Annotated in this window: 14 protein-coding genes; 5 read left to right on the top strand and 9 right to left on the bottom strand. The window is 37.6% G+C overall.

Features of this window, described 5'->3' with window-relative positions:
- Nucleotides 1-3: 3 nt before the first annotated feature.
- Together ND855_RS11660 and ND855_RS11655 are read left to right on the top strand one after the other, a co-directional pair.
- Nucleotides 4-5,895 (top strand): TIGR04388 family protein, encoded by a 5,892-nt coding sequence (locus ND855_RS11660; protein WP_265358477.1) that lies wholly within the window; start codon nucleotides 4-6, stop codon nucleotides 5,893-5,895.
- Nucleotides 5,879-6,529, top strand: coding sequence for a hypothetical protein (locus ND855_RS11655; RefSeq protein ID WP_265358476.1), 651 nt, complete (start codon nucleotides 5,879-5,881; stop codon nucleotides 6,527-6,529). Before ND855_RS11660 ends, ND855_RS11655 begins: the two co-directional genes overlap by 17 nt.
- A gap of 3 nt (nucleotides 6,530-6,532) precedes the next feature.
- On the opposite strand, the gene ND855_RS11650 is transcribed toward ND855_RS11655, so the two are convergent.
- The 3 genes from ND855_RS11650 to ND855_RS11640 are packed head-to-tail and all read right to left on the bottom strand — an operon-like array spanning nucleotide 6,533 to nucleotide 11,696.
- Nucleotides 6,533-8,389 (bottom strand): adenylate/guanylate cyclase domain-containing protein, encoded by a 1,857-nt coding sequence (locus ND855_RS11650; RefSeq protein ID WP_265358475.1) that lies wholly within the window; start codon nucleotides 8,387-8,389, stop codon nucleotides 6,533-6,535.
- Entirely contained in the window at nucleotides 8,386-10,362 is a 1,977-nt protein-coding gene (locus tag ND855_RS11645) for a glycoside hydrolase family 5 protein (RefSeq protein ID WP_265358474.1), read from the bottom strand. Before ND855_RS11645 ends, ND855_RS11650 begins: the two co-directional genes overlap by 4 nt.
- Nucleotides 10,359-11,696 (bottom strand): O-antigen ligase family protein, encoded by a 1,338-nt coding sequence (locus tag ND855_RS11640; RefSeq protein ID WP_265359393.1) that lies wholly within the window; start codon nucleotides 11,694-11,696, stop codon nucleotides 10,359-10,361. Before ND855_RS11640 ends, ND855_RS11645 begins: the two co-directional genes overlap by 4 nt.
- A gap of 49 nt (nucleotides 11,697-11,745) precedes the next feature.
- Here ND855_RS11640 and ND855_RS11635 point away from each other — a divergent pair, with 49 nt between their 5' ends.
- Together ND855_RS11635 and ND855_RS11630 are read left to right on the top strand one after the other, a co-directional pair.
- Nucleotides 11,746-13,035: a glycosyltransferase gene (locus ND855_RS11635; protein ID WP_265358473.1), complete on the top strand. Its 1,290-nt coding sequence runs from the start codon at nucleotides 11,746-11,748 to the stop codon at nucleotides 13,033-13,035.
- Nucleotides 13,036-13,190: 155 nt separating this feature from the next.
- Nucleotides 13,191-13,625 (top strand): hypothetical protein, encoded by a 435-nt coding sequence (locus tag ND855_RS11630; RefSeq protein WP_265358472.1) that lies wholly within the window; start codon nucleotides 13,191-13,193, stop codon nucleotides 13,623-13,625.
- Between the two features lie 21 nt (nucleotides 13,626-13,646).
- Here the strand turns inward: ND855_RS11630 and ND855_RS11625 are convergent, their stop codons facing one another.
- The 3 genes from ND855_RS11625 to ND855_RS11615 form a co-directional block, all read right to left on the bottom strand.
- A complete protein-coding gene (locus tag ND855_RS11625) occupies nucleotides 13,647-14,606 on the bottom strand; it encodes a hypothetical protein (protein ID WP_407658750.1) in 960 nt (319 codons plus the stop codon).
- A 96-nt stretch (nucleotides 14,607-14,702) separates the two neighbouring features.
- The gene (locus ND855_RS11620; RefSeq protein ID WP_322113538.1) at nucleotides 14,703-15,761 is read right to left on the bottom strand and encodes a glycosyltransferase family 9 protein; all 1,059 of its coding nucleotides are present in this window, start codon (nucleotides 15,759-15,761) and stop codon (nucleotides 14,703-14,705) included.
- The gene (locus ND855_RS11615) at nucleotides 15,758-16,369 is read right to left on the bottom strand and encodes a DUF4254 domain-containing protein (RefSeq protein ID WP_265358470.1); all 612 of its coding nucleotides are present in this window, start codon (nucleotides 16,367-16,369) and stop codon (nucleotides 15,758-15,760) included. The genes ND855_RS11620 and ND855_RS11615 overlap by 4 nt, the downstream gene beginning before the upstream one ends.
- Nucleotides 16,370-16,473: 104 nt before the next feature.
- Here ND855_RS11615 and ND855_RS11610 point away from each other — a divergent pair, with 104 nt between their 5' ends.
- Nucleotides 16,474-17,268 (top strand): NRDE family protein, encoded by a 795-nt coding sequence (locus ND855_RS11610; RefSeq protein WP_265358469.1) that lies wholly within the window; start codon nucleotides 16,474-16,476, stop codon nucleotides 17,266-17,268.
- 3 nt (nucleotides 17,269-17,271) lie between these two features.
- On the opposite strand, the gene glyA is transcribed toward ND855_RS11610, so the two are convergent.
- From glyA to ND855_RS11595, 3 genes are read right to left on the bottom strand one after another with little or no spacing between them, the layout of a single operon-like run.
- Complete coding sequence (glyA, locus tag ND855_RS11605; RefSeq protein WP_265358468.1) at nucleotides 17,272-18,522, bottom strand: serine hydroxymethyltransferase; 1,251 nt, start codon at nucleotides 18,520-18,522, stop codon at nucleotides 17,272-17,274.
- Nucleotides 18,519-19,388 (bottom strand): lipoate--protein ligase family protein, encoded by an 870-nt coding sequence (locus tag ND855_RS11600; protein WP_322113537.1) that lies wholly within the window; start codon nucleotides 19,386-19,388, stop codon nucleotides 18,519-18,521. The genes glyA and ND855_RS11600 overlap by 4 nt, the downstream gene beginning before the upstream one ends.
- Nucleotides 19,385-20,209: a rhomboid family intramembrane serine protease gene (locus ND855_RS11595; RefSeq protein ID WP_265359392.1), complete on the bottom strand. Its 825-nt coding sequence runs from the start codon at nucleotides 20,207-20,209 to the stop codon at nucleotides 19,385-19,387. The genes ND855_RS11600 and ND855_RS11595 overlap by 4 nt, the downstream gene beginning before the upstream one ends.
- Nucleotides 20,210-20,267 lie beyond the last annotated feature (58 nt).

Raw genomic sequence — 20,267 nt, 5'->3', positions numbered from 1 at the left:
TTTATGTTATCATATCATTTTTGGTTAAGAGCCATATCGTTCGTTTTCATTAGTTATTATTTATTCATTTCAAATCATGTTTTTTCCCAATCTCTGCAAGATACCTGGGAGATCCCATCTTATCAGGCAAATGAATATGCAGATTTATATGGGAGATTGTATTTTTCCACTTCATTGCAAGATTGGGAGGAAGGTGTAGAGTCAGTATTGACAAATGCGGTGATTACTTGGCAATCAGAGGCGAATCATCAGATTGATGAACTTTTAAAAAAGGAAATTGGAGAAGATGCATTTATCACAAACGAAGGTTATGTGGATGAGAGAAGGCGAACTTTGTTTTCGGAAGCATCAGTATTTTATTCAGAATGGGAGCGTAATTTAGTAAATGATTATTTTATAAACCGTGCCAGCTTTTTGGAGAAATTAGAAACAGGTAAAGTTGATGCCCTTTACTTCCAAAGGATAGGAAAAGAAACCATTTTTGAATCATACACTCAGGAAGAGATGTTGTTACATGAGAATCGGGAAAATATCTTACGAGCAGCTGAAGAATGGGAATACCAATGGGAAAAATCGAAACAAGAGGGATTGGACTCTTTTGCTTCTTCATTGGAAGCACTTGACAAAGACTATGTTAAATACTTATCAACTCTCCAAGAGACAGAAAATCAATTCATTAACAATTTGAATGCGATTGATGAATATAGGCAAACGGTATATACGGCTTTAGATTCGATGATCCAACAAATGAGAGAAGGAATCGAAGGTTCTTGTGAGATAACAACTGGTTGTTTGTATCGAAACTTTGATGGAAGTTATAACGAAGCAGGTAAAATATTCTCTAAATTAATTACAGAAATCTCCGATGTAATCTCCTCGAATGCGAAGGATCCTGAATTGTTGTTTACAAATGTTGCAACAAAGATGCGGGACTTTTTAGCAGATGAATCCAATAAAGCATTAGTTGAACAGACTTATTACAATGATCGAATTTATACTTACCAAACCGGCTTACAAATTAATTTAAACAATTCGAAAACAAGTTTTAATATTGGAGAAGCAGAATGGATATTGAGAAATCAAAATTACAATCAATTATCAAGTGATGTTAAGTATGAAAATTGGAGTTACATTCCTGGAGATGTTGGGGTATTTGCAGGGATTCAAGATTGGGAATTACAATCATTTTTTCGTTCCATTCATAATTCAGATTATCATCAGCTTACAGATATGATTAATGCTAAGTTGGGAGACGGTCGAAGGGTGCAAAATCTGATCAACGCCAATTTGTATACCGATGCTTACCATTTTATTAACAATTTCACGATTATGGGGTTGGGAGTTCCTTTTGAACAAGCATATCATACTCAAGGGAATTTGATTTTAGATGGAAAGAATAAGTATGGATTTTGGCAAGCGGAACGAAATTTAACAATTTTTACTCCAGGAACCTATTCATACCAAATGGGTGCTATCGGATATTCTGTTTTATATGAAATGTATGATGACACTTCCTATACTACGTCTTTATATTGGGATACTAATTTTTCACAATTAAAAGAGCAAAACAATAGTTTTACGGATAAACTATTGCCAGCCATCACCCATTGGGAATCAAGAGTGAAACAATATTCGGATAGTTTTAGAAATTGGTCTGAAGAAAGAGAGGGACTCATAGAAGAAGCAAAACTCGAATACCAGAAAAATCGAATTAACTTAGAATCGTCGAAAGAAAATTGGTTACAAAAGTTAGAAGAAGAAAATCAGAAAGGATGGAAATCTTGGAGTGAATTGTATGCAAGAGGGGATGTAACAACAAAAGTTTCCATAGGAGAACCGTTTCAATTCGAAACCAATGTTAAAACAATCCAAGACCAAGGGAGACTATTGGGTTTTCGAAATGAATCTCTTTTAGGGAATGATTTACATGAAATACAGCTTGGGCAAAGTTCATTGCTTGAAACATTCCAAAGGACGGTTTATGGGGTTAATCAATACGCAAGTGTTGTCCAAATGAATCATGAACTTGAGGAATTCCAAAAAAAGGAACAAAACAAATTGATCAACCAATACGTTTATGGTTTAAACACGGATGTGATCGGTGATCGAAAATTGACAAAAGAAGAAATGATCTTAGTTGGAAGCACAGATTATAAGAGTTTATCAGATGAAGAAAAAGCCAACTTTGGAAAATGTTATGATGATCCAAGTGTCACACAATGTAATGGATTGTTAAAAAAAGAATATGTGGTTTCTGATCCAGGAAAAAATGGAAATATCACGATTAGTAAAGAAATTTACAATGGAATGTTAGGTGCTCGAGATAAAGAAGGAGAATATGATGCCTCAATGTCTGTGATAAGCAAACAGATTTCATTGAGCACTATTGGAAAAATTCAAAGTGTCGATCGAAAAGATTATTTTACAGAATGGACAGAGGAAGATTGGGAAGTTCTTCAAAAAAGAAAAAATCAAATCGCTGATACATTTGTGACTCAGTCATTAAAAAAAGACCAAAATCAGCTCATTACAAATTTAAATGCCATTGAATCCCTAAATGTAAATAATTATAAAAAGTATGTAACTAAAAAAGAATCACAAGAAAATATCGATTCTTTTGTACAGGAAATGGCACTCGCCTATTTATCTGGTGGTGTTGCGGGTGTGAAAGCTTCATTAAAGGGAAAGGTAGAATCATCAATTAATACCGAAATCGCAAAAGTTTGGATCAAAGCATCAGGAGGGAATGAAAAACAGATCCAAATGGCATCGATGGCAATCGATTTTATGCGAGGTCGTTTGAATGCCAAAAAAATCAATGCAAGAGATCAATACGTTTCCATCAAAAATCCAGTGCAAGGTTTAGAAACGATCGTAGGAAAAACACTTTCTAGCACAATACAGGCAATCGATACGGTGACTAATGGATTGGCGACTGTGCCTATAAATTTAGCCTTATCGGGTGTTATGGCACTAACGAAACAATTCATAGGTGATAAAAATTATCAAAAATTAAACCAACAAATTTCAGGATCAAATACAAGACTGGAAGAAATCAAAAAAAACGAAGAACAAATTATAGAATCTAGTGTATCACTTTCTCTTGCACGAGCATCAGGTTTACCAACGGAGACTATTGCAAAACTTATCGGAGACATCCGTGGGCAACAGAAAGCAAAAAAAGCTGATAAAGCGATGTCAAATGATATCATTTCAGATATCGGATCACAAATCACGGGAGCAATTGGAGGGATTCTCAAAACAGCGGTTGTTGCTATTGGTATCCCTGATGACCAAATTTACAATCTAATGTCAGATGCCCACCGATTTGCCAATGCAAGAAATTTAGACCAGACTTCTGATTCATTAGCTAACTATGGTTATACTTTGCAGACATTCGGTTTACAAGCCAATTGGACAAAACACCAAAGTTCTAATGTTGATCTAAATGATAATAATGCTGTGGTGACAGAATTTGGAAAATCATTGTTAGCAAAAGAATTAGCAAAAGAATATGGGATTGATGAATCATTTGTGAGACAATCACTCGACGGAGTGTATGGAAAATACCAGAAGAAAAAATCGGAAGAAAAAGCGCAAAATACTGCTGTTCGACAAACGGTTATTAATTCAGCTTCTTTGGCTATCACCTTAGGTGCAAGTGGAGTTTGGAGCAGTGCCAATTCAGCACTTACGAAAGTTGGAAAATTTGCAAATGTTTTGACAAAGGGAGTCATACCCGCAACGGCAAGAGTGGGGCAAGTGGTCACTACGACAATCTTACAAACAGCAGCTGGTAGTCAGGAAGGGACGAAAGGTGCAGTTGCCGGATTTGCCAATGGTTCTTTGTTAGGTCTGACAAATTCATTTGGAAAGTTCCAAACAGGTATTTTCAAAGGTATGATGCCTGGTGTTGGTGTCACATATTCGGAACAAAATGGATGGGGTGGAAGTGTTGGAATTGGTAATTCAATCAATAATGTAAGTTATTCGATAGCTGAAAAAGGAAATTCCTCCTTACAGTTTTCACAAGCAATCGCAAAAGAGCTACAATTTGCGACAGAGCTTACATCGAATCAAAGTTATAAAATTGGTCTCAATTATAACCCTTCAGGTGAAGGCCCAAGGAAAAATTGGAATTTTTCTTTGATGTATGATCTAAAGGGATCGGGACTCAGTGGTAGTGTCGGATATACAGAGCCAAACTCAAAACTCGGAGTCATATCTAATATAGATCCAAATGAAATTTCGTATACTTCAACTTTACAGGGAGTCAGTATTGGAACCAATTCGAAAGATGGATTCCAACTTGAGGAATTTAACTTTGCCAATCAAAATATCAATATGGCGCAAGATACCAGTGATGTTACCGATCAAAATGGGAATGTGATTGAAAATGAAGGAGATAGTCCTCTCTCTGATATAGCAGGACAGATTGGGATGTTCGGCAGTTTATTGTTAGGTGGATTTGGAGCATTCAATTTACTTCGAAATAGAATGAGTGGAGGCAGTAGTTTCCTTCAAGTTGGATCTGATATGGGCAAAATGAAATTTGAAGCCAATTCTGATCGTTCTATTTTTAGTCGTTTGACTGACCCGATCCAAAAGGGACTTTTTTGGTTTGGTGAATCTGTTAGTAGGTATGCTGATTCGTTCACTCCTGATCAGACTAAAGAGAATGTTAGAAATACAAAAGAACCATTATCGGCAAAAGAAACTGATCGTATTTCCAAATTAAAAACAAGTATCATTGATGATTATCAGAAAGACTCGAGGTTAGATACAGAAAAAAAACTTTATGAATTGAAACAAGCTGGAGTGGATATCACTGAAATTGAAGCGAAAATCAAAGTAAAACGTGGTGGAAAAGATGTTCCCATGTCTAAGGCAGTGGAAAGGTCCCTTAATGAATACAAACGGTTACGCGAATCTCGTTCAGTTCGTCCCATAGGATCCGAGGTCGTGGAATACGTGAGTTCCAGTGATGCACTTTCGAAGGTAAACGCTACATTTGATCCAAAGAAGGAAACAATAGATGCTTATGTAAAACGTTTGGGGGATGAAATCTCTAAATATTCAGAAGATGTCGACCTTTCTACGAATGAACTTGTATCCCTACATTGCGCTAATGTTGCCAAACTCCTTGGTGATAACCTCATGAGCAAAATAAAATACAAACAATCCCAATTAATTGATGGAAAAGAAGTTGCATCAGCTGTAAACACGGTAGATGAAAATGGATTTCGCAAAATTTCGGAGACAGATTGTATCCGATACATAGGTGCCGTGTTATTTGGTGCGGGATTAACAGAGAAAGGGAATTTTGCCAATTTAAATTCAGATGTATACTTAACACCCGAAGAAATGGAACGTATGGCTTCTGAATTTAAGGCTGGTTTTGTTCACAAAAATGGAGTGGAATACTTCCGACAAGCTGGTAGTTTTACGAAATTAGTTTCAGAAAGACTCACAACGGAAAGTGAATTGATAGCTCATAAGGCGAAAGGTGTCATCCCAGATCTAAAGGTTGGTACCATTGGAATCACGAGGAAAATGGAAACAGTTGAAGGAACAAATCGAGATGCGATGAAATCAGATCATATCTATATCATCATCGGAAAAAAAATCAATCCTACGTTAGGTGTGACGGAATACCTGATCTCGGAATCAGCCGGGGGAAAAGGCGTACAAAATCGTTGGATTAGAGCAGAAACGAATGCAAGGATTCGAGAAATATATCATAGTAAGTTATTGCGAGAAAATTATTCTGCTAGTGAAATAAAATTAAAAATGAAAAATTTAAAACTTCCCAATATTGAATCCGATTACTTAACCCGATCTGAATTTTATGAATTAAAGCCACAAACACGAGAATTGTATGAAAGTTCGAACTAGAATTATTTTAATAGTACTTCTATTTTTCATTCTGCAATGTAAGGAAAAAGTAGAATTGGAAGTTGAAAAGGATAACCCATTTTATATGGAACTAGAGAAAGGATGTATCAAAAAGACTCCATTTCAAAATATTGCAGATGGATGTATCCAAACAAAAGAAAATTTACTATGTTATCAATATATGGAATTTTTAAAGAAATCTAGATTAGATAAAATTTTTTATAATGGAGATTGGTATAGTAGCGATATACAGTCGTTTCGCTATCTCATCGATCAATTTGGAAATATAAGAGTATTGCGAGGAGGTCCCGATCGTGTCCCAGACGACTTGTCCGGACATGGAAAATTACAACGTAGAAATGACCAATGGTATTATCAACATTCCTGTGAAGATAAATTTTGTGAAAAAATTGAGTTGTCAATAGTGAACATTAGTTGTTATGCGGGATATGATACAAATATTAGAGATTATATCTTAACACTAACTTTGGAAAATGGAGACTTCATAAGAGAAGATGAAAGTACGGGAAATAAGTACAAAGAGATTACGCTTATAAAAGTGATTAATGATAAGCCTCAAATTACCAATGGTTTTATATCCACCAAAGTACCACCAATCCCAGAGAAACGTTGATCCTCACACTTTCCAGACATACACGAAGTCTGTACGATTGGCCCAGGGAAGGGGGAATTCCACTTTCTTTAGTTTGATTTCACCTTGGCGAAGGTAGTCCCTAATCTCTTTGTCCCTGAAAATAGTTTCGCTGAAGGATATTTCTCCAGAATTTGCAACTGACTGCAGTTTTGCGGTGTAGTTGACCGTATTTCCGAAATAATCTATATTGCTATTTAAATTTACTGCCAAACAATTCCCAGTATGAATGGAAATCCGAATGCGAACAGGAGTATGTTTGTTTTCTGGATGAAACCATTCTTGCATCTCCTTCGCTGCTTTTAATGCTTGGAGAGGCGATGAAAAACTTGCCATCACTGCATCACCAATGGTTTTAACAACTACACCTCTGAAATTTTGAATGATTTGATTGGTTTTGATAAAATGTTCTCGAACTTGCAAAAATGCACCGTGATCTCCTTCGGTTTCATAGAACTTAGTAGAACCAACGATATCGGTAAACAGGATGGTTTTAATTCCGATATCTAATTGTAAATTGGTGGCAATTGCTTCTTCTGAAAATAAATCACGAAATTCTTGGTAATCAAATATCTCGGTTGGACGTAAACTAAATTGGTCTTCACTTCTTTCTTCTAGGACAATCGTAACATCATGTTCGGATTCATTTTCAAACACTAAGTTTGGTTTCGGACTAACTTTGATTTCCTCTTCGTTTGTCTCTGGCAACCATAGAATATCTGTTTGTTGGTAGGATTGTTTGGAATCTACTAACCTGTATTTTTTTTCACCTTTTTTACGTAATCGATACACACCGGAACCAATGAGTAGACTGGAAGAAAATGATTTCCTCGCTCCAATTCTTTTAGTCAGTAAAATATGTTGTTTGGTTGCAGGTTCTGCAGCACAATAAATTTGTTTTTCTACTATACGAACACTTGGATGGATATGAAAGGTAACTTCAATTGAGTTGACACCAGTTGTATCAAAATCAATCTCACAAACGTCACATTGGTCTTTTGCTGGCATATCACCCAATTTTGTGAGAGAAGTTCTAACACCTCTGCAATGTGGACATACAATATCCCAACTTAAAGTAAAAATACCGAGTCTGCATCCTTGTAAAAATAAATAAAGGACTTCGTCTGGATCGAGGTCTAGGATACGACAAACTTGTTTGATCCGGATTCGATCTAAATCATTATCAGATGATAATTTGATCCATTCGAATACCTTAGAGATTGTATCTTTCGAAATTCCCTTTTGGATTAAGATAGGAATTTGTTTTTCTAATTTTTCGGGGTGAATCCATTGGGCATCAGGAATGAACGTTTTTTCCTTCGATGAGTTCAAATTGAATTTTGGCTTTCCACGTTTGATTTCAGTTTCTAGTTGTTGGAATCCATTTTGGAAGGATTCCTTAAGTCTTGGTAAAGCAATGTTTAAGATCTTTCGAGTGAAAAAATTTCTAGGTATCGCGCCTAAGTATACGTAAACTTTCGAGCGAGACTCACCTAACGGTTCTACAATGATTTTGGTTCGAATGTAATGTGCAAATCCTCGTGAATAAATTCTAGCATTTCCTAATTCTTTTAGGTATTCCCATTCCCAAGGAACTTCTTCCCATTCAAGTTGAAAACCAGCTTGTTTCGTTTTCCCTATGAGTTTACCATCCTTTTCTACATATTGAAATTTTGGGAGACCGATCCGTTTGTTAAAAGATGAGGTATCAATGAGATATGGCCAAATTTCTTCTCTCGTCACGGACAAATCAAATTCCCAGAGACAATCAATCGGTTTCCCTTTTGATTTCCACGAATCTTCCCATGTGTATTTTTGAAGGATGGTATTTAAATCAATCATAATGGCCTAACAATAACCGAGGATTTCCCTCCATTTCCTTTGACTGTTAATTCTCCATTTGTTTCGGAAATTTTTTCCGCATTGGAAAGTACAAGGTGTACGCCATTTGGGTAAACGAATCTAGGTATTTTGATCAAAGTTGGATTTTTTAAGGAAACATCTGAATCCCATTCTAAAATGAATTCTCTTGCATCTAATTTGTATTCCATCTTGGTTGGAGTCCCTTGGATTCTTGCGGCATAAGGTCGACAAAATCCTTCGATGGCCCTTCCACCTCCACCATAGACATCTGGGTCTGAGCCAGGGATGATCTGATCCAGAGAGAATATACTTAGATCTTCTTGGTTCCAACCATCACCTACCATCAAATCATTCTGATTGGAGGCAGTATAGTTCCAGAGTGTGTTTGATAAAAATAGTTTGTCCATTGCATTGTACATTGCATCCAATGCCATGACATGGCGTTTCCAGATTTTAGGAGAGTGATTTCCTTTTTTCCATTCCTTGTAGGCTTTGCCACCTTGCAAATCAAAGGGGATTCCAAATTCGCCTACAAGACTTGGAATTTTACCTGGAACGGAATCAGCAGTATTTTTAATTCTTGTTAGTTGCCGTACATACATGGCCTCAATCCCTGACTTTCCAAAAACAGGTCGTTTGGTAAGTGTATCAATTGCGATTGGATACAAAAACGTTTTGAATAAAAGTGTGAGAATATCATACCAATGTGCAGCGTTCACTGAAAGTTTAGGAACTTCTCCATTTAAGTGTGGATGAGTGAATGCATCGGAAGCTTCTCTTTCAATGAAGACCATCCAATCATTCCGAATGGCTTGAATCGTTTTCCCAACAGTTCGCATAAATGGAATCAGATAGTCTCTATCAAAATCAATTTCTTTACCATTCACCTTTTGGAAAAAATCATTTTTTTCGATGAAAGGGGTTCCATCTTTAGTGATGGTATAAGCTCCTTCTAATTGGAAAGGATCCCCTGGTGATTCTGGTAACCAAATCGAATTTTGGTTTTGGTTAACGGTAACTGTTTTTGTAGGTACAAAACCACCTTTCCAAACTTTAAGAGTCAGGTAAGGCAAATCAATGGAATGTCCATGAGATGAGAACAATGCATCAATAGGAGACCAAGCAAGTCCTGGTTTGGATGGGTCTTCTTCCTTATTGATTAACCCGCGATCATTCATGGCACGACCGATAAAACCCTTACCAGGTTCATTTAAAGAATCAAAACCCAAAACAAAATCAAACTGTTTCACTCGTTCTGCGATTTGTTTCATACATCCAAGATAGTGGTCTTGTAAGTAATCTTGGACATTTTTCCCATCGATGAGGAAATTGGGAGCAAAATCCCTTCCTCCAAAAAATAAAGTCCACAAAATCCCATTCCCAGCATAACGGTAATTTTGCGACCAACACATAGTTGGATAATTATTTTCTTGTCGAATGCCTGGATTGGAATAATCATACGCGCGTTGCATTACAATTGCCGCATCCGCTTCCGATAGTTTTTTGTAATCAATTCCTAGTTTTTCAAAGATCCAACCGGGAGCACCATCTCCACCAGTCATTCTTGACCAAACATCTTGGTGAAAATCAATAAAAACATAAAATCCGTATTCACCCGCTAAACGAACAATCTCTGTAAAATAATCTAAGTAAGCTTCATCATATTGGTTTGGGCCTTTGTGTTCCACTGCTTCCCATGTGGTTAAGAGGCGTAAGGCATTAAATCCCCATAATTTTAATCTAGTAAAATGGATATCTGCTTCTTCCAAAGGGAAAGGTCTACCTATAAAACTTACTTCTTTATGATCTGAAAAATCTGTTGGAAATTGAGTTCCACCATTTGGGTAGGGAACTTTCGTATCACCACCTAAGTTTACACCACGAAGGATTACTTTACTTCCGAACTCATCAACAAACCATTCACCTTTTGGAGATAATTTTTTTAATGTCATGTATTGGTCCTACTTTCCTTATTTCCTATCGATTGTAATAAATTCAAATTTTCTTCTGCGTATAAGTTTAGATATCCAAGTAAAAAATAAAATACAATCAGAACTTCATCATCTTGGAAGTAACATTGTAATAAACCAGAAAAGAAAAAACCAACAAGTCCATAGGTCATAAATCGAATGTGTTTTGGTATATTTTGATTCAAAAGAGTGTATAAAATACAGCCAAATAAGACTAAATAGAAAACAGTTTGTGGAAATCCAAATACAGCTGTTAAATGGAAGTAATCGTTATGTGCATGGCCTCTTTGTGTTACTTCATAAAAAAAAGCGAGTTCTCGGTTTTCTTTTTCTTTCGTTTTCCTAGAAACTTCGATTTCTTTTTGGTAGTTTCCTGACCCAATCCCAAAAACAGGATTTGCCTCAATCAGTGGAAACGTTGAATCCCAAATAAATGTTCTACCTGAATCCGTATGTTTTTCTCCACCAAACAATGGATCTACAACTCGTTTGACGGCATTCGTACTTAGGTATCCGATCAAGAGTAGAATCAAAAAAGCAAAAATAGCGAAACTGGTTCGTTTGATTACTTTTTTGGAAATGTCTTTGTCGACAAAAATAAGGATATAAATTCCAAACAGAACACTCACGAATGCTCCGAATAAAGATGATCTTGCATTATTAAATAAAAAGACAATGGAGACAAGAAGAAGTAATACAGCATCGATGGTGATTTTGGTTTTTGAGGATTTATTGTACCAAGAATCGTATAAACGAAATATAAAACCTGGGAAAATAAATGCGAGCAGTCCACCAAAAGTCAAATGCGTATTCATGAGCCCAATGGGAAGATAAATATTTAGTTTTCCAATGTTACCATAATGGTGTTGGTATGGCCAGGAACTAGATGTTTTGTACAAATCAGAGATAAGCCTAGATAAACGAGTCATCGAAAAGATAGATATAAATCCAGAGATTACAATTAGAGTCGAAAAGATAAAGAATGATTTATATAAATAAGTCTTATCTTCCTTTTTGATTCCTTGCACTGATACAAAAGCAGTTACTAAAAAGATATCTTTCATTTCATCGCGGAATGCATGTTTGATGGAAGTGACATCAAAGCCATCACCTGCGAAATGATACAAAACCGTTACAATTTGCCAGAGGTAAAAAATAAAAAGAATTTTGACAATTTGGCTTGAGAGTTTGGGTTTTTCGTCGAGGAAAAGGAAAAAAACAAAAGATAACAATAAGAAAAGTTGGCTTAGAGAAACAGAAAGGGCACAGGAAATGATGGACAAGGCAAGAAACGAACGATAGAGTCGGTAAATCATAACTTTGGATGAGAGTAATCCTTTTCTCTCATTTGTAAAGAGGTAACAGTTGCGAGTTTTATATTTTTCCGATACTTTTTTGCCAAAAACCGATGGGGTTGCTGTTTCCATTAAGAATTTTTCAGAGCTTTTGGCACTCCGAGGCCACCAATTTTGTATTTGTGCCCCCAAGTATGGAGATGGGGACTTTGATCGGATGACTGACAATATCCAAGTGATTCGATTTCGATCGGGGTATTTGCCAAGTTACCCAGATATTAAGGTGGTTTTACCTTCTCCTGGAAAAATCAAAAGGATCATTGAAGATTTTAAACCCGATCTCATCCATATCCATACACCGGGACTTCTCGGTCTTTATGCGGTGAATGCTGCAGAACGATTTGGTGTTCCTACCATTGGAACTTATCACACATTAATGGCAGAGCAGGAGATGTATGTTTCCTTTTACCGACTCTTCAAACTCGACAAATTATTTTTTAAAGCCAACAAATTTAAAAAAAAGTTAAACGTTGAAGAGTTGGATAAAATTGTAAAATTTGATAATTTCAACATTCGAAAAAAAATCATTCTGAAAATTTGTAATGATATCTATAATCGATGTGATGTGGTCATTTCACCTAGTCATTTGATCAAAGAACAGTTGATTGAATATGGCATCACTCGCCCGATCACAGTTGTTTCCAATGGAATGGACTTAAAACGATTCCAAGGAAAACCAAAAGAATATTTGAGTGGTGAAGCACCGAAGTTTTTGCATGTAGGACGAATTTCGTATGAAAAAAATTGTGATATCGTCATCAATGCATTCAAACTCATTCATGAACAGTTTCCTAAGGCCACGTTAACTATCATTGGTGAAGGACCAGCAATTCCATCTTTACAACGCCAAGCAGAACACCTCAGCATCGATCAATCTGTGGAATTCAAAGGATTTATTCCGAATGCAGTTTTGCATGAAGTATACCCTCAGTATGATGTGTTTTTAACTGCTTCCACTATGGAAACACAAGGTTTGGTTGTTTTGGAAGCGATTGCATGTGGTCTTCCTGCTGTTGGTGTTGATGCATTTGCTCTTCCTGAACTCATCCGTCACGGTGAAAATGGTTTCATCGCAAAATCATTTGATGCAAAAGGAATCGCTCAAGGTGCACTTGAGATCGTTCGCAATCCAAGTTTGTATTCTAAGTTTTCCAAACATTCCATTCACGTTGCTTCTGGGCATGAAATGGAAAAATGTGTGGATGCAATGGAAGAAGTGTATGGAAAAGTCATTGAAGCAATGAAAGGCAAAGTGAAAAAGACAACGATCTTCGATTTGTTTTTTGATTTTATGCAATGACAAATCCTTTGAGGATAGAGGTTAGATCGTTTCTCAGTGCCCTAGCAGTTGGGCTCACTTTCTATGCGTACGTTCCGTACTTAAAAGGAATCAGGACGGGGAAAGTCCAACCTCATGTTTTTTCTTGGATTATTTGGGGAGTGACAACTTGTATTGTGTTTTTTGCACAACTTGTAGGAAAAGGTGGAATTGGAACTGTACCCATTGCCATCTCTGGTTTTACAACTCTGCTTGTGGCTCTCTATGCGTATCAAAAAAGAGGCGAAATAAAAATTACAAACTCAGACTGGTTCTTTTTTCTTTTAGCATTTTCTAGTTTGCCCTTTTGGTTTTATTTTTCGAGCCCACTTGCGGCTGTCCTTGTCCTTTCGTTTGCCGATTCTCTTGGATTCATACCCACAATCCGAAAAGGTTATGTTTTGCCACACTCGGAACCACTTGGATTTTATTTGATCTTTTTATTCCGAAACACATTAGCGATTTTGGCTTTGGCTGAATGGAACTTAACCACGACACTCTTCCCTGGTTCTGCGGGCATTGCCTGTCTTGTGTTTGTATTAGTTGTGAAATACCGACAAAACAAAATTTGAGTTCTAATTACGATCTAAGTGTTAAGGTGATTCTTTGGCTGGAAGTGGATAAAAAACAACGGAACGAACTTGTTTTCCTTCTTCAGTGTCTTCATAAGTCACTTCTGCCTGTTTGGACCTGGCAGGTAAATACATCTGGACTGCTTCAACAAGTTCATAGGCACTAAGAGTATAATCCAATGCTTTGATTGCTAGTTCCAAACTTAAAAAACGTTCTCTCACTACAGTTTTAGTTTCTGTTTTTTTGGAAATGATGAGCCATTTATAAAGCCTTGCGGATCGATTTGAATCTAATAAATTGCCAATATCAAGTTTTGCAGTTGGTAATACAGCTGGTGTTTGGCCAAATCTAATTTCAATATTCCTTTGTCTTGTTTCTTTTAAACGTAAAGAAAGTTGTTTGTCAAATAATTCGTCATCTATGTATTCAATGCGATCGCATGTGGAATATACAGTTTCACAAAGGTTTCCATAATTTTTATGAAAAAAGAAAACTTGTAATACTTTTCCGTTTGTTGGATGATACAGTACTTTTGCGTTATAAGATTCCATCCTTCCGAATTTGACAAAAGATCGAATCCGTCTGTATATGTTATATGATAATCCAAATAAATCTTTTACGACGGGAATGTCTGTAAAACCGATCCCTCTTGTCGCAATATAAAAGGGTTCAAAACTGACATGACCATCTCGTTTTGCTATTTCACGAAGGTATTCAGCGATTGGTTCCATTCGTGATTCGCTGAATGACATGGGGAAATCTAAAAAATCTACGACAACTTTTCCTCCCCCTTTCCCCAGTTCATTCCAAACCTCATCTAAGTATTTCCCATCTTCTGTGAACTTGATTTGTTTACAAATTCCATCTTGGCATTTGATTTGTTCTTCGTAGTCTTTTTTGTTAGGCGAAGGAAGTTCGACTTGTTGGAATTGGGAATCAAATTCTTGGGAAAATAGAGGAGTAAAAAAAATAACATCAATAAGAAAAGGAAGGATAAAGGCCAAACTCAAACGGAATAACTTTTGATTCACAGTATTTTCCCTTCCGATTCGTTCTTTATGATAGAGGAAACCCAATTACCAGAGAGTGTTTACATTTTGGATGAGGCGAATCCTTCTCACAACGTCCAATGGATCGATGAGTTCCATACATGCGTGATCACCTCTCCAACATTTTGTATTCCCATAAATGGAACATGGTCTACATGGTAAGTCAACTTGCAAAACTCCAGAATCTTCTTGTGCAAATGGTCCAAATCCAGAAACGGGATGAGTGGTTCCGTAAATCCCAATGACTGGTTTTTTTAATAAGGCTGCTATGTGGACGTTAGAACTATCCATTCCAATCATGACATCCAGACGGTCCATAATCCCAAGTTCCCCTCGAATCCCTAAATGACCACCTTGTACGATATGAACTTGTGTTAGGTTGTTTTTTAAGATTTCCAATTCCTTGGCTTCATCGCGACCACCGAATAAGAATACATGACAATCAGGAAATTCAGAAACTAAAACTTCCACAAGGCGTTTGCATTTTTCAAAACTCCATTCCTTTAGTGCATGTCCAGCAAAAGGTGCAAAACCAAACCATAACCCATCTTTTTTATCGATGCCAATGGATTTAAAATAATCTTTGGCGAACATTTTGGATTCACCATCTACATTTAACCATGGACCTTTTCGAATTGGTGCATCAAAACCGGATTTTCGAAATACATTTAAGTAACGTTCCACAGTATGGGGGAGTTGGTTTAATTTTTTATTATAACGTCTAGTTTGAGCTAATTTTTCTCTTCGACCTTTGATGATCTTAGAATAAGGGACACCTTTTAATCGGAAAAAAAAGGCAATGAGCCTGGAACGTAAAGAACCATGAAGGTCGATTACATAACCAAATGGCCCAAGTTTATCAATGTCTCTGTACATCCTCCAAAGACCGAGGATTCCTTTGTATTTTTTTAGATTGATACCTAATACATTTAAGTTGGGGATATTATAAAAAAATGGTGCGAAGTTTCCTCTTGTAACTACTGTTAATTGGATATTGGAATATTTTGCTGCGATTGCAATGAGAGCTGGTGTCATTAAGGCAACATCTCCCATCGCTGAAAACCGAAGTACAAGAAGGTTTGTCATTTTTGATTCTTATATAAAGATGGATTTAGATTTTGGTCATTGTACATCTTCATTTGTCGGTATACTTTGACTCGTTTGATCCCTTTGGCATAATCATCAAACAATTCTTCTAAACATTGTTTTAAGTCTTCTCTTTGGTCGAGTAATACAGTTAACTTAGCTTGGCATTTATCAATATGTTCTTTGGTGGCAGATGAATCCTTCCGATTTACCTGTTCTTCCATATGGTAAATTTTTAATTCTAGGATACTCATTCGATCGAGTAACCAAGCAGGGGATTCGGAATTGAGTCTTGCATCTGGTTTTGGTGTCACTGTGCGAAACATCTCGATGACAAAATCATCCAACCTTTCCACCATATCAGTTCTGTCTTGGTTCAATTTGTCGATTTTCCGTTTGAGAGCCACAACTTCTTCTAACGCAATGTCTGGCCTACGGATTTCATCTTCGATGTGCCACTGGATGGTATCGATGTGGTTTTTTTGGTATAATGTGAATTCTAAAGTTCCCTCAGGATAGGGATTGGGATGGGGGGCTTCTTTTTTATGCCAATCCAAAACAGATTCTTGGAAAATAGCGACGGCTTTTATGGCTTCCAATGCTTTCATATCGTAATGCAATTCACGTTTTCATATGGTTTTTGGGGTTCAATCCAAATATTTCTTAGGTTTTTCGCTTTCTTTTACCAAAGCACAAGATCTTTTGAAAAAAGATGTGTTTAGTTGGTATTGCTTATGGCATCCACCCAGATTTTCCTTTGGTAGTCGCCTCCAACCGTGATGAATTTTTTGAACGTCCCACCGAGGGGTTACATGTTTGGGAAACAGAACCTTCCATCATCGCAGGCAAAGATCTAAAAGCGGGTGGGACTTGGCTTGGTGGGAACAAAGATGGGAAAGTTGCTTTCCTCACCAATGTTCGTAATTTCCGAAAACCCCACCATCCCAATCCAAAATCCAGAGGGGAACTTGTGATTCGTTTTTTAGAATCAAGTGACTCCGTATCCTCAGCCCTCTATGCAAACGAAGTAAAGGCCAACCAGAACCTTTATGAAGGATTCAATTTATTCCTCTTTGATGGGAAGGAGGCGTTCGCACTCGGTGGAGATCCATTTGCCACCCAAAAAGTGGAGTTTGGGTTTCATGCGGTGAGTAATGCCAGTTGGGATACCCATTGGCCAAAAACGGAAAAACTTTTGTCCCAAATGAAACCATTGGTAACAAATTGGCAGGAGAAAAATATTTCCAAATCCGAAATCGAATGGGAACTCTTTCGTTCGTTAAATGATGCGGAACTTGTCAGTGATGGGAAATACTTACCAGACACAGGGATTGGGCTCGAACGGGAAAAGAGTCTTTCCTCGGTCCGCATCAAAACTCCTCAGTATGGAACAAGGGCTTCCACTTTAGTATTTTATGGAAAAGAATCTGTCGAGATTGTTGAGAGAACGTTCTCCGATCCGTTATCCGATGGATTTACGGAACGGAGAAATATTTTGATTTGGTAGGTATTAGTCTTCCAATCGGAAATGTTTCATCGGGAAAGCATCAGTGATTTCTTTAACAGCTGCTTTTACCTTTGATTCCCAAGTAACATCACCAAAATGATCTAAGTAATCACAAATCAAATTTCCAACGGCTTCGATTTCTTTTTCTTTGAGTCCTCTTGTGGTGAGAGCGGGAGTTCCGAGTCTGATCCCTGAAGCAACAGCCGGAGGGTTTTTATCAAATGGGATTGCGTTTTTGTTCACAGTCACACCGATATGATCAAGTCCATCCGCTGCATCTTTTCCAGTGAGACCTTTTACAGACACATCTAGTAAAACAATATGGTTGTCTGTTCCACCTGATACCACACGAAACCCTCGTTTTTGGAAAACTTCTGCAAGGACTTTCGCGTTTTTCACAACTTGTTTGATGTAGGTTTTGAATTCTGGTTGGAGTGCTTCTCCAAAGGCAACAGCTTTTGCAGCAATCACATGCATGAGAGGTCCACCTTGGATTCCAGGGAACACTCGTGAGTTTAGAACTTTTTCGTTTTCAGAAGAAGACAAAATGAGACCTCCACGAGGTCCACGTAATGTTTTATGAGTTGTGGTAGTCACAAAATCACATACACCAATAGGACTTGGGTGTTCTCCAGCGACCACCAAACCAGAGATATGCGCAATGTCTGCCATGATTTTGGCACCGATATCATTTGCAATTTCTCTAAATTTATTAAAGTCGATGATTCGAGGGTAAGCAGATGCACCCACAACGATGAGTTTTGGTTTGTGTTCTTTGGCTAGTTTTGCCACTTCATCGTAGTTGATAGTTTCTGTTTTTTCATCCACTCCATAAGGGATTGGTTTGAAATATTTACCACTGATATTGACTGCACTACCATGTGTTAGGTGGCCACCATGTGCCAAATTCATTCCAAGGAAACTATCACCAGGTTCGAGAGTGGCAAGAAATACCGCCATATTCGCCTGAGCACCGCTATGTGGTTGTACGTTTGCATATTCGGCGCCAAACATTTTTTTGGCTCTTTCAATGGCGAGTTCTTCTACTTTATCAGCATTTTCACAGCCGTTGTAGTATCTTTTTCCAGGATAACCTTCCGCATATTTATTGGTCAGTGTAGAGTGGTAAGCTTCAAGAACAGGGCGAGAAACAAAGTTTTCACTCGCAATCATTTCGAGGGAATGTTCTTGTCTTTCGTCTTCTTTTTTTAGGGCAGCATAAACTTCAGGGTCTTGTTTTTGTAAATAACTCATGTCGGAATTTCTCTGTGGAGTGTGTATTCTGGATTTTGGTATTTCTTCTTGCGAATAAATTCAGATTCTCTGAGCACTTGTTTCCGAAAAGTAGAAAAGTCCCTTCCAAAGAAGGAAATGTTTGAAAAATCGGAGGGAAGTGGCTCTTCTAAATACAAAAAAACTTCCCTAACCAAATCGATGGCCCACTTTTCTTCGGAAAAAAAACCAGGAATGGAGGTTAAAAAATCCTTATGGCCTCTTTCCTTTCGGTAATCCGGTTCTTCTGGAGGGTGGTGTAATACTTCGGAAACACGTTCAATGAGACTTTCTTCTAAGATGAGAGTTCCATGTTGGACAATACAATTACGTTTTCGAAACTGTGCGTTTCCTGAGATTTTTTTAAATACACCCTCTTTTTCTAACACAAGGTCTGATTTCCCTTTGGCAAAAGAGTGGATGTTTTGATGGGAGAGGGATTTGGAAATGATTCCTAAAATACGGTCGTAACTTTCTTTGACAGGGAATAATTCCTTTCGTTCCTCTAAGTTAAAATAAAGCGAATAATTGATATTCCCCGAAAGGGAATGGAAAACTGTCCCTCCACCTGACGCACGCCTTGCAATATAACAGAAGTTTGGTTTTGGTTTTTTCCCAAATCCATATTCCCTTACTTCTTTTTCATATTCATTCACTACATTTTCTTTGATATTGCGGTATGGATTTTCAGAAAGCCCAAGGATGATGGAATCTGGGTTTTTCCACAACCTGATCCCCGCAGTGATCCCAGAACTTACCATTTGGATGGCAATGGATTCCTCGATCGCCAAATTGTAGTAAGGCGATCTTGGAGGAGTAGGGGGAAAGAAAAAAACTTTTTTTGTCACTCGTTGAAGTATTTTTGTGAGGCTTCGTTTAAAAACTTACGTTCTTTTCGGGATAAAGACTCCATTCCATTTTTAGAAATTTTTTCTAAGAGTTCATCCACTTTGGTTTTGGCATTTTCTCGTTTTGCCATTTCTTCTTGGTACCGCATAAACCTACGTTTTTGTAAGTAACGAGAGAGTGACCACGTGGGAAGGGAAGACTTTGTGCCTTTCCAACCCGTATACAATTTCATAAGGATGAGTCCACCAATCGCTCCACCCAAATGAGCAAAGTGTGCAACTCGTTCCCCTTGTGCAAACAGTACCATAAGCATCACAATCATCACAAAGTATTTGGCTCTCATGGGAAAAATGAGAAATACCAAAAGTTCACGATTCGGCCATGTCATACCATACGCAACAAGAAGCCCGTAGATACTGGCACTTGCTCCGACAACAACACCTTGTGGAATTCCCAAATATTGGGCTGTGATGGTTCCGATCCCACCTAGTAGGGCAGTGAAAAAATAAAATTTGAGAAAGGCACGTTCCCCCCATATTTCAGCAAGTTCTGAACCAAACATCCAAAGGCTCAGCATATTGAAGAGGATGTGCATAAAACTTCCGTGTAAAAATGCATAACTCACAAGTTGCCAAACCCATCCTCGGAACACAAGTTCGGGTGAGAGACCCAAATAGAGTTCCATAAGGGGAGTGTGAAAGCTGAGTTTTGTCAAAAGTTGCAGAATGAAAAAGATGACATTGACTAAAATCAGAGTTCGGACAACGGGAACCATAGGTGGTCCAAAACGGAGTTCATATCCTGGGGTACGAGAGGCCATAAATTCAAGGTCGTAAATCTTGAGTGACAAGGAAAGTCGATTTCCTAGCATCGAGGAA

This window comes from Leptospira paudalimensis (genome assembly GCF_026151345.1).
Lineage (GTDB): Bacteria > Spirochaetota > Leptospiria > Leptospirales > Leptospiraceae > Leptospira_A > Leptospira_A paudalimensis.
Note: the sequence above shows the minus strand (reverse complement) of the source record. Positions and strands in the feature narration are given on the sequence as shown.

Excerpts from the sequence above, each read along its gene's own strand:
- ND855_RS11640 (WP_265359393.1), bottom strand. The coding sequence starts at position 11,696 with ATGATTTACCGACTCTATCGTTCGTTTCTTGCCTTGTCCATCATTTCC.
- ND855_RS11620 (WP_322113538.1), bottom strand. The coding sequence starts at position 15,761 with ATGACAAACCTTCTTGTACTTCGGTTTTCAGCGATGGGAGATGTTGCC.
- glyA (WP_265358468.1), bottom strand. The coding sequence starts at position 18,522 with ATGAGTTATTTACAAAAACAAGACCCTGAAGTTTATGCTGCCCTAAAA.
- ND855_RS11595 (WP_265359392.1), bottom strand. The coding sequence starts at position 20,209 with ATGGCCTCTCGTACCCCAGGATATGAACTCCGTTTTGGACCACCTATG.
- ND855_RS11645 (WP_265358474.1), bottom strand. The coding sequence starts at position 10,362 with ATGACATTAAAAAAATTATCTCCAAAAGGTGAATGGTTTGTTGATGAG.
- ND855_RS11610 (WP_265358469.1), top strand. The coding sequence starts at position 16,474 with ATGTGTTTAGTTGGTATTGCTTATGGCATCCACCCAGATTTTCCTTTG.
- ND855_RS11655 (WP_265358476.1), top strand. The coding sequence starts at position 5,879 with ATGAAAGTTCGAACTAGAATTATTTTAATAGTACTTCTATTTTTCATT.
- ND855_RS11650 (WP_265358475.1), bottom strand. The coding sequence starts at position 8,389 with ATGATTGATTTAAATACCATCCTTCAAAAATACACATGGGAAGATTCG.
- ND855_RS11615 (WP_265358470.1), bottom strand. The coding sequence starts at position 16,369 with ATGAAAGCATTGGAAGCCATAAAAGCCGTCGCTATTTTCCAAGAATCT.
- ND855_RS11660 (WP_265358477.1), top strand. The coding sequence starts at position 4 with ATGTTATCATATCATTTTTGGTTAAGAGCCATATCGTTCGTTTTCATT.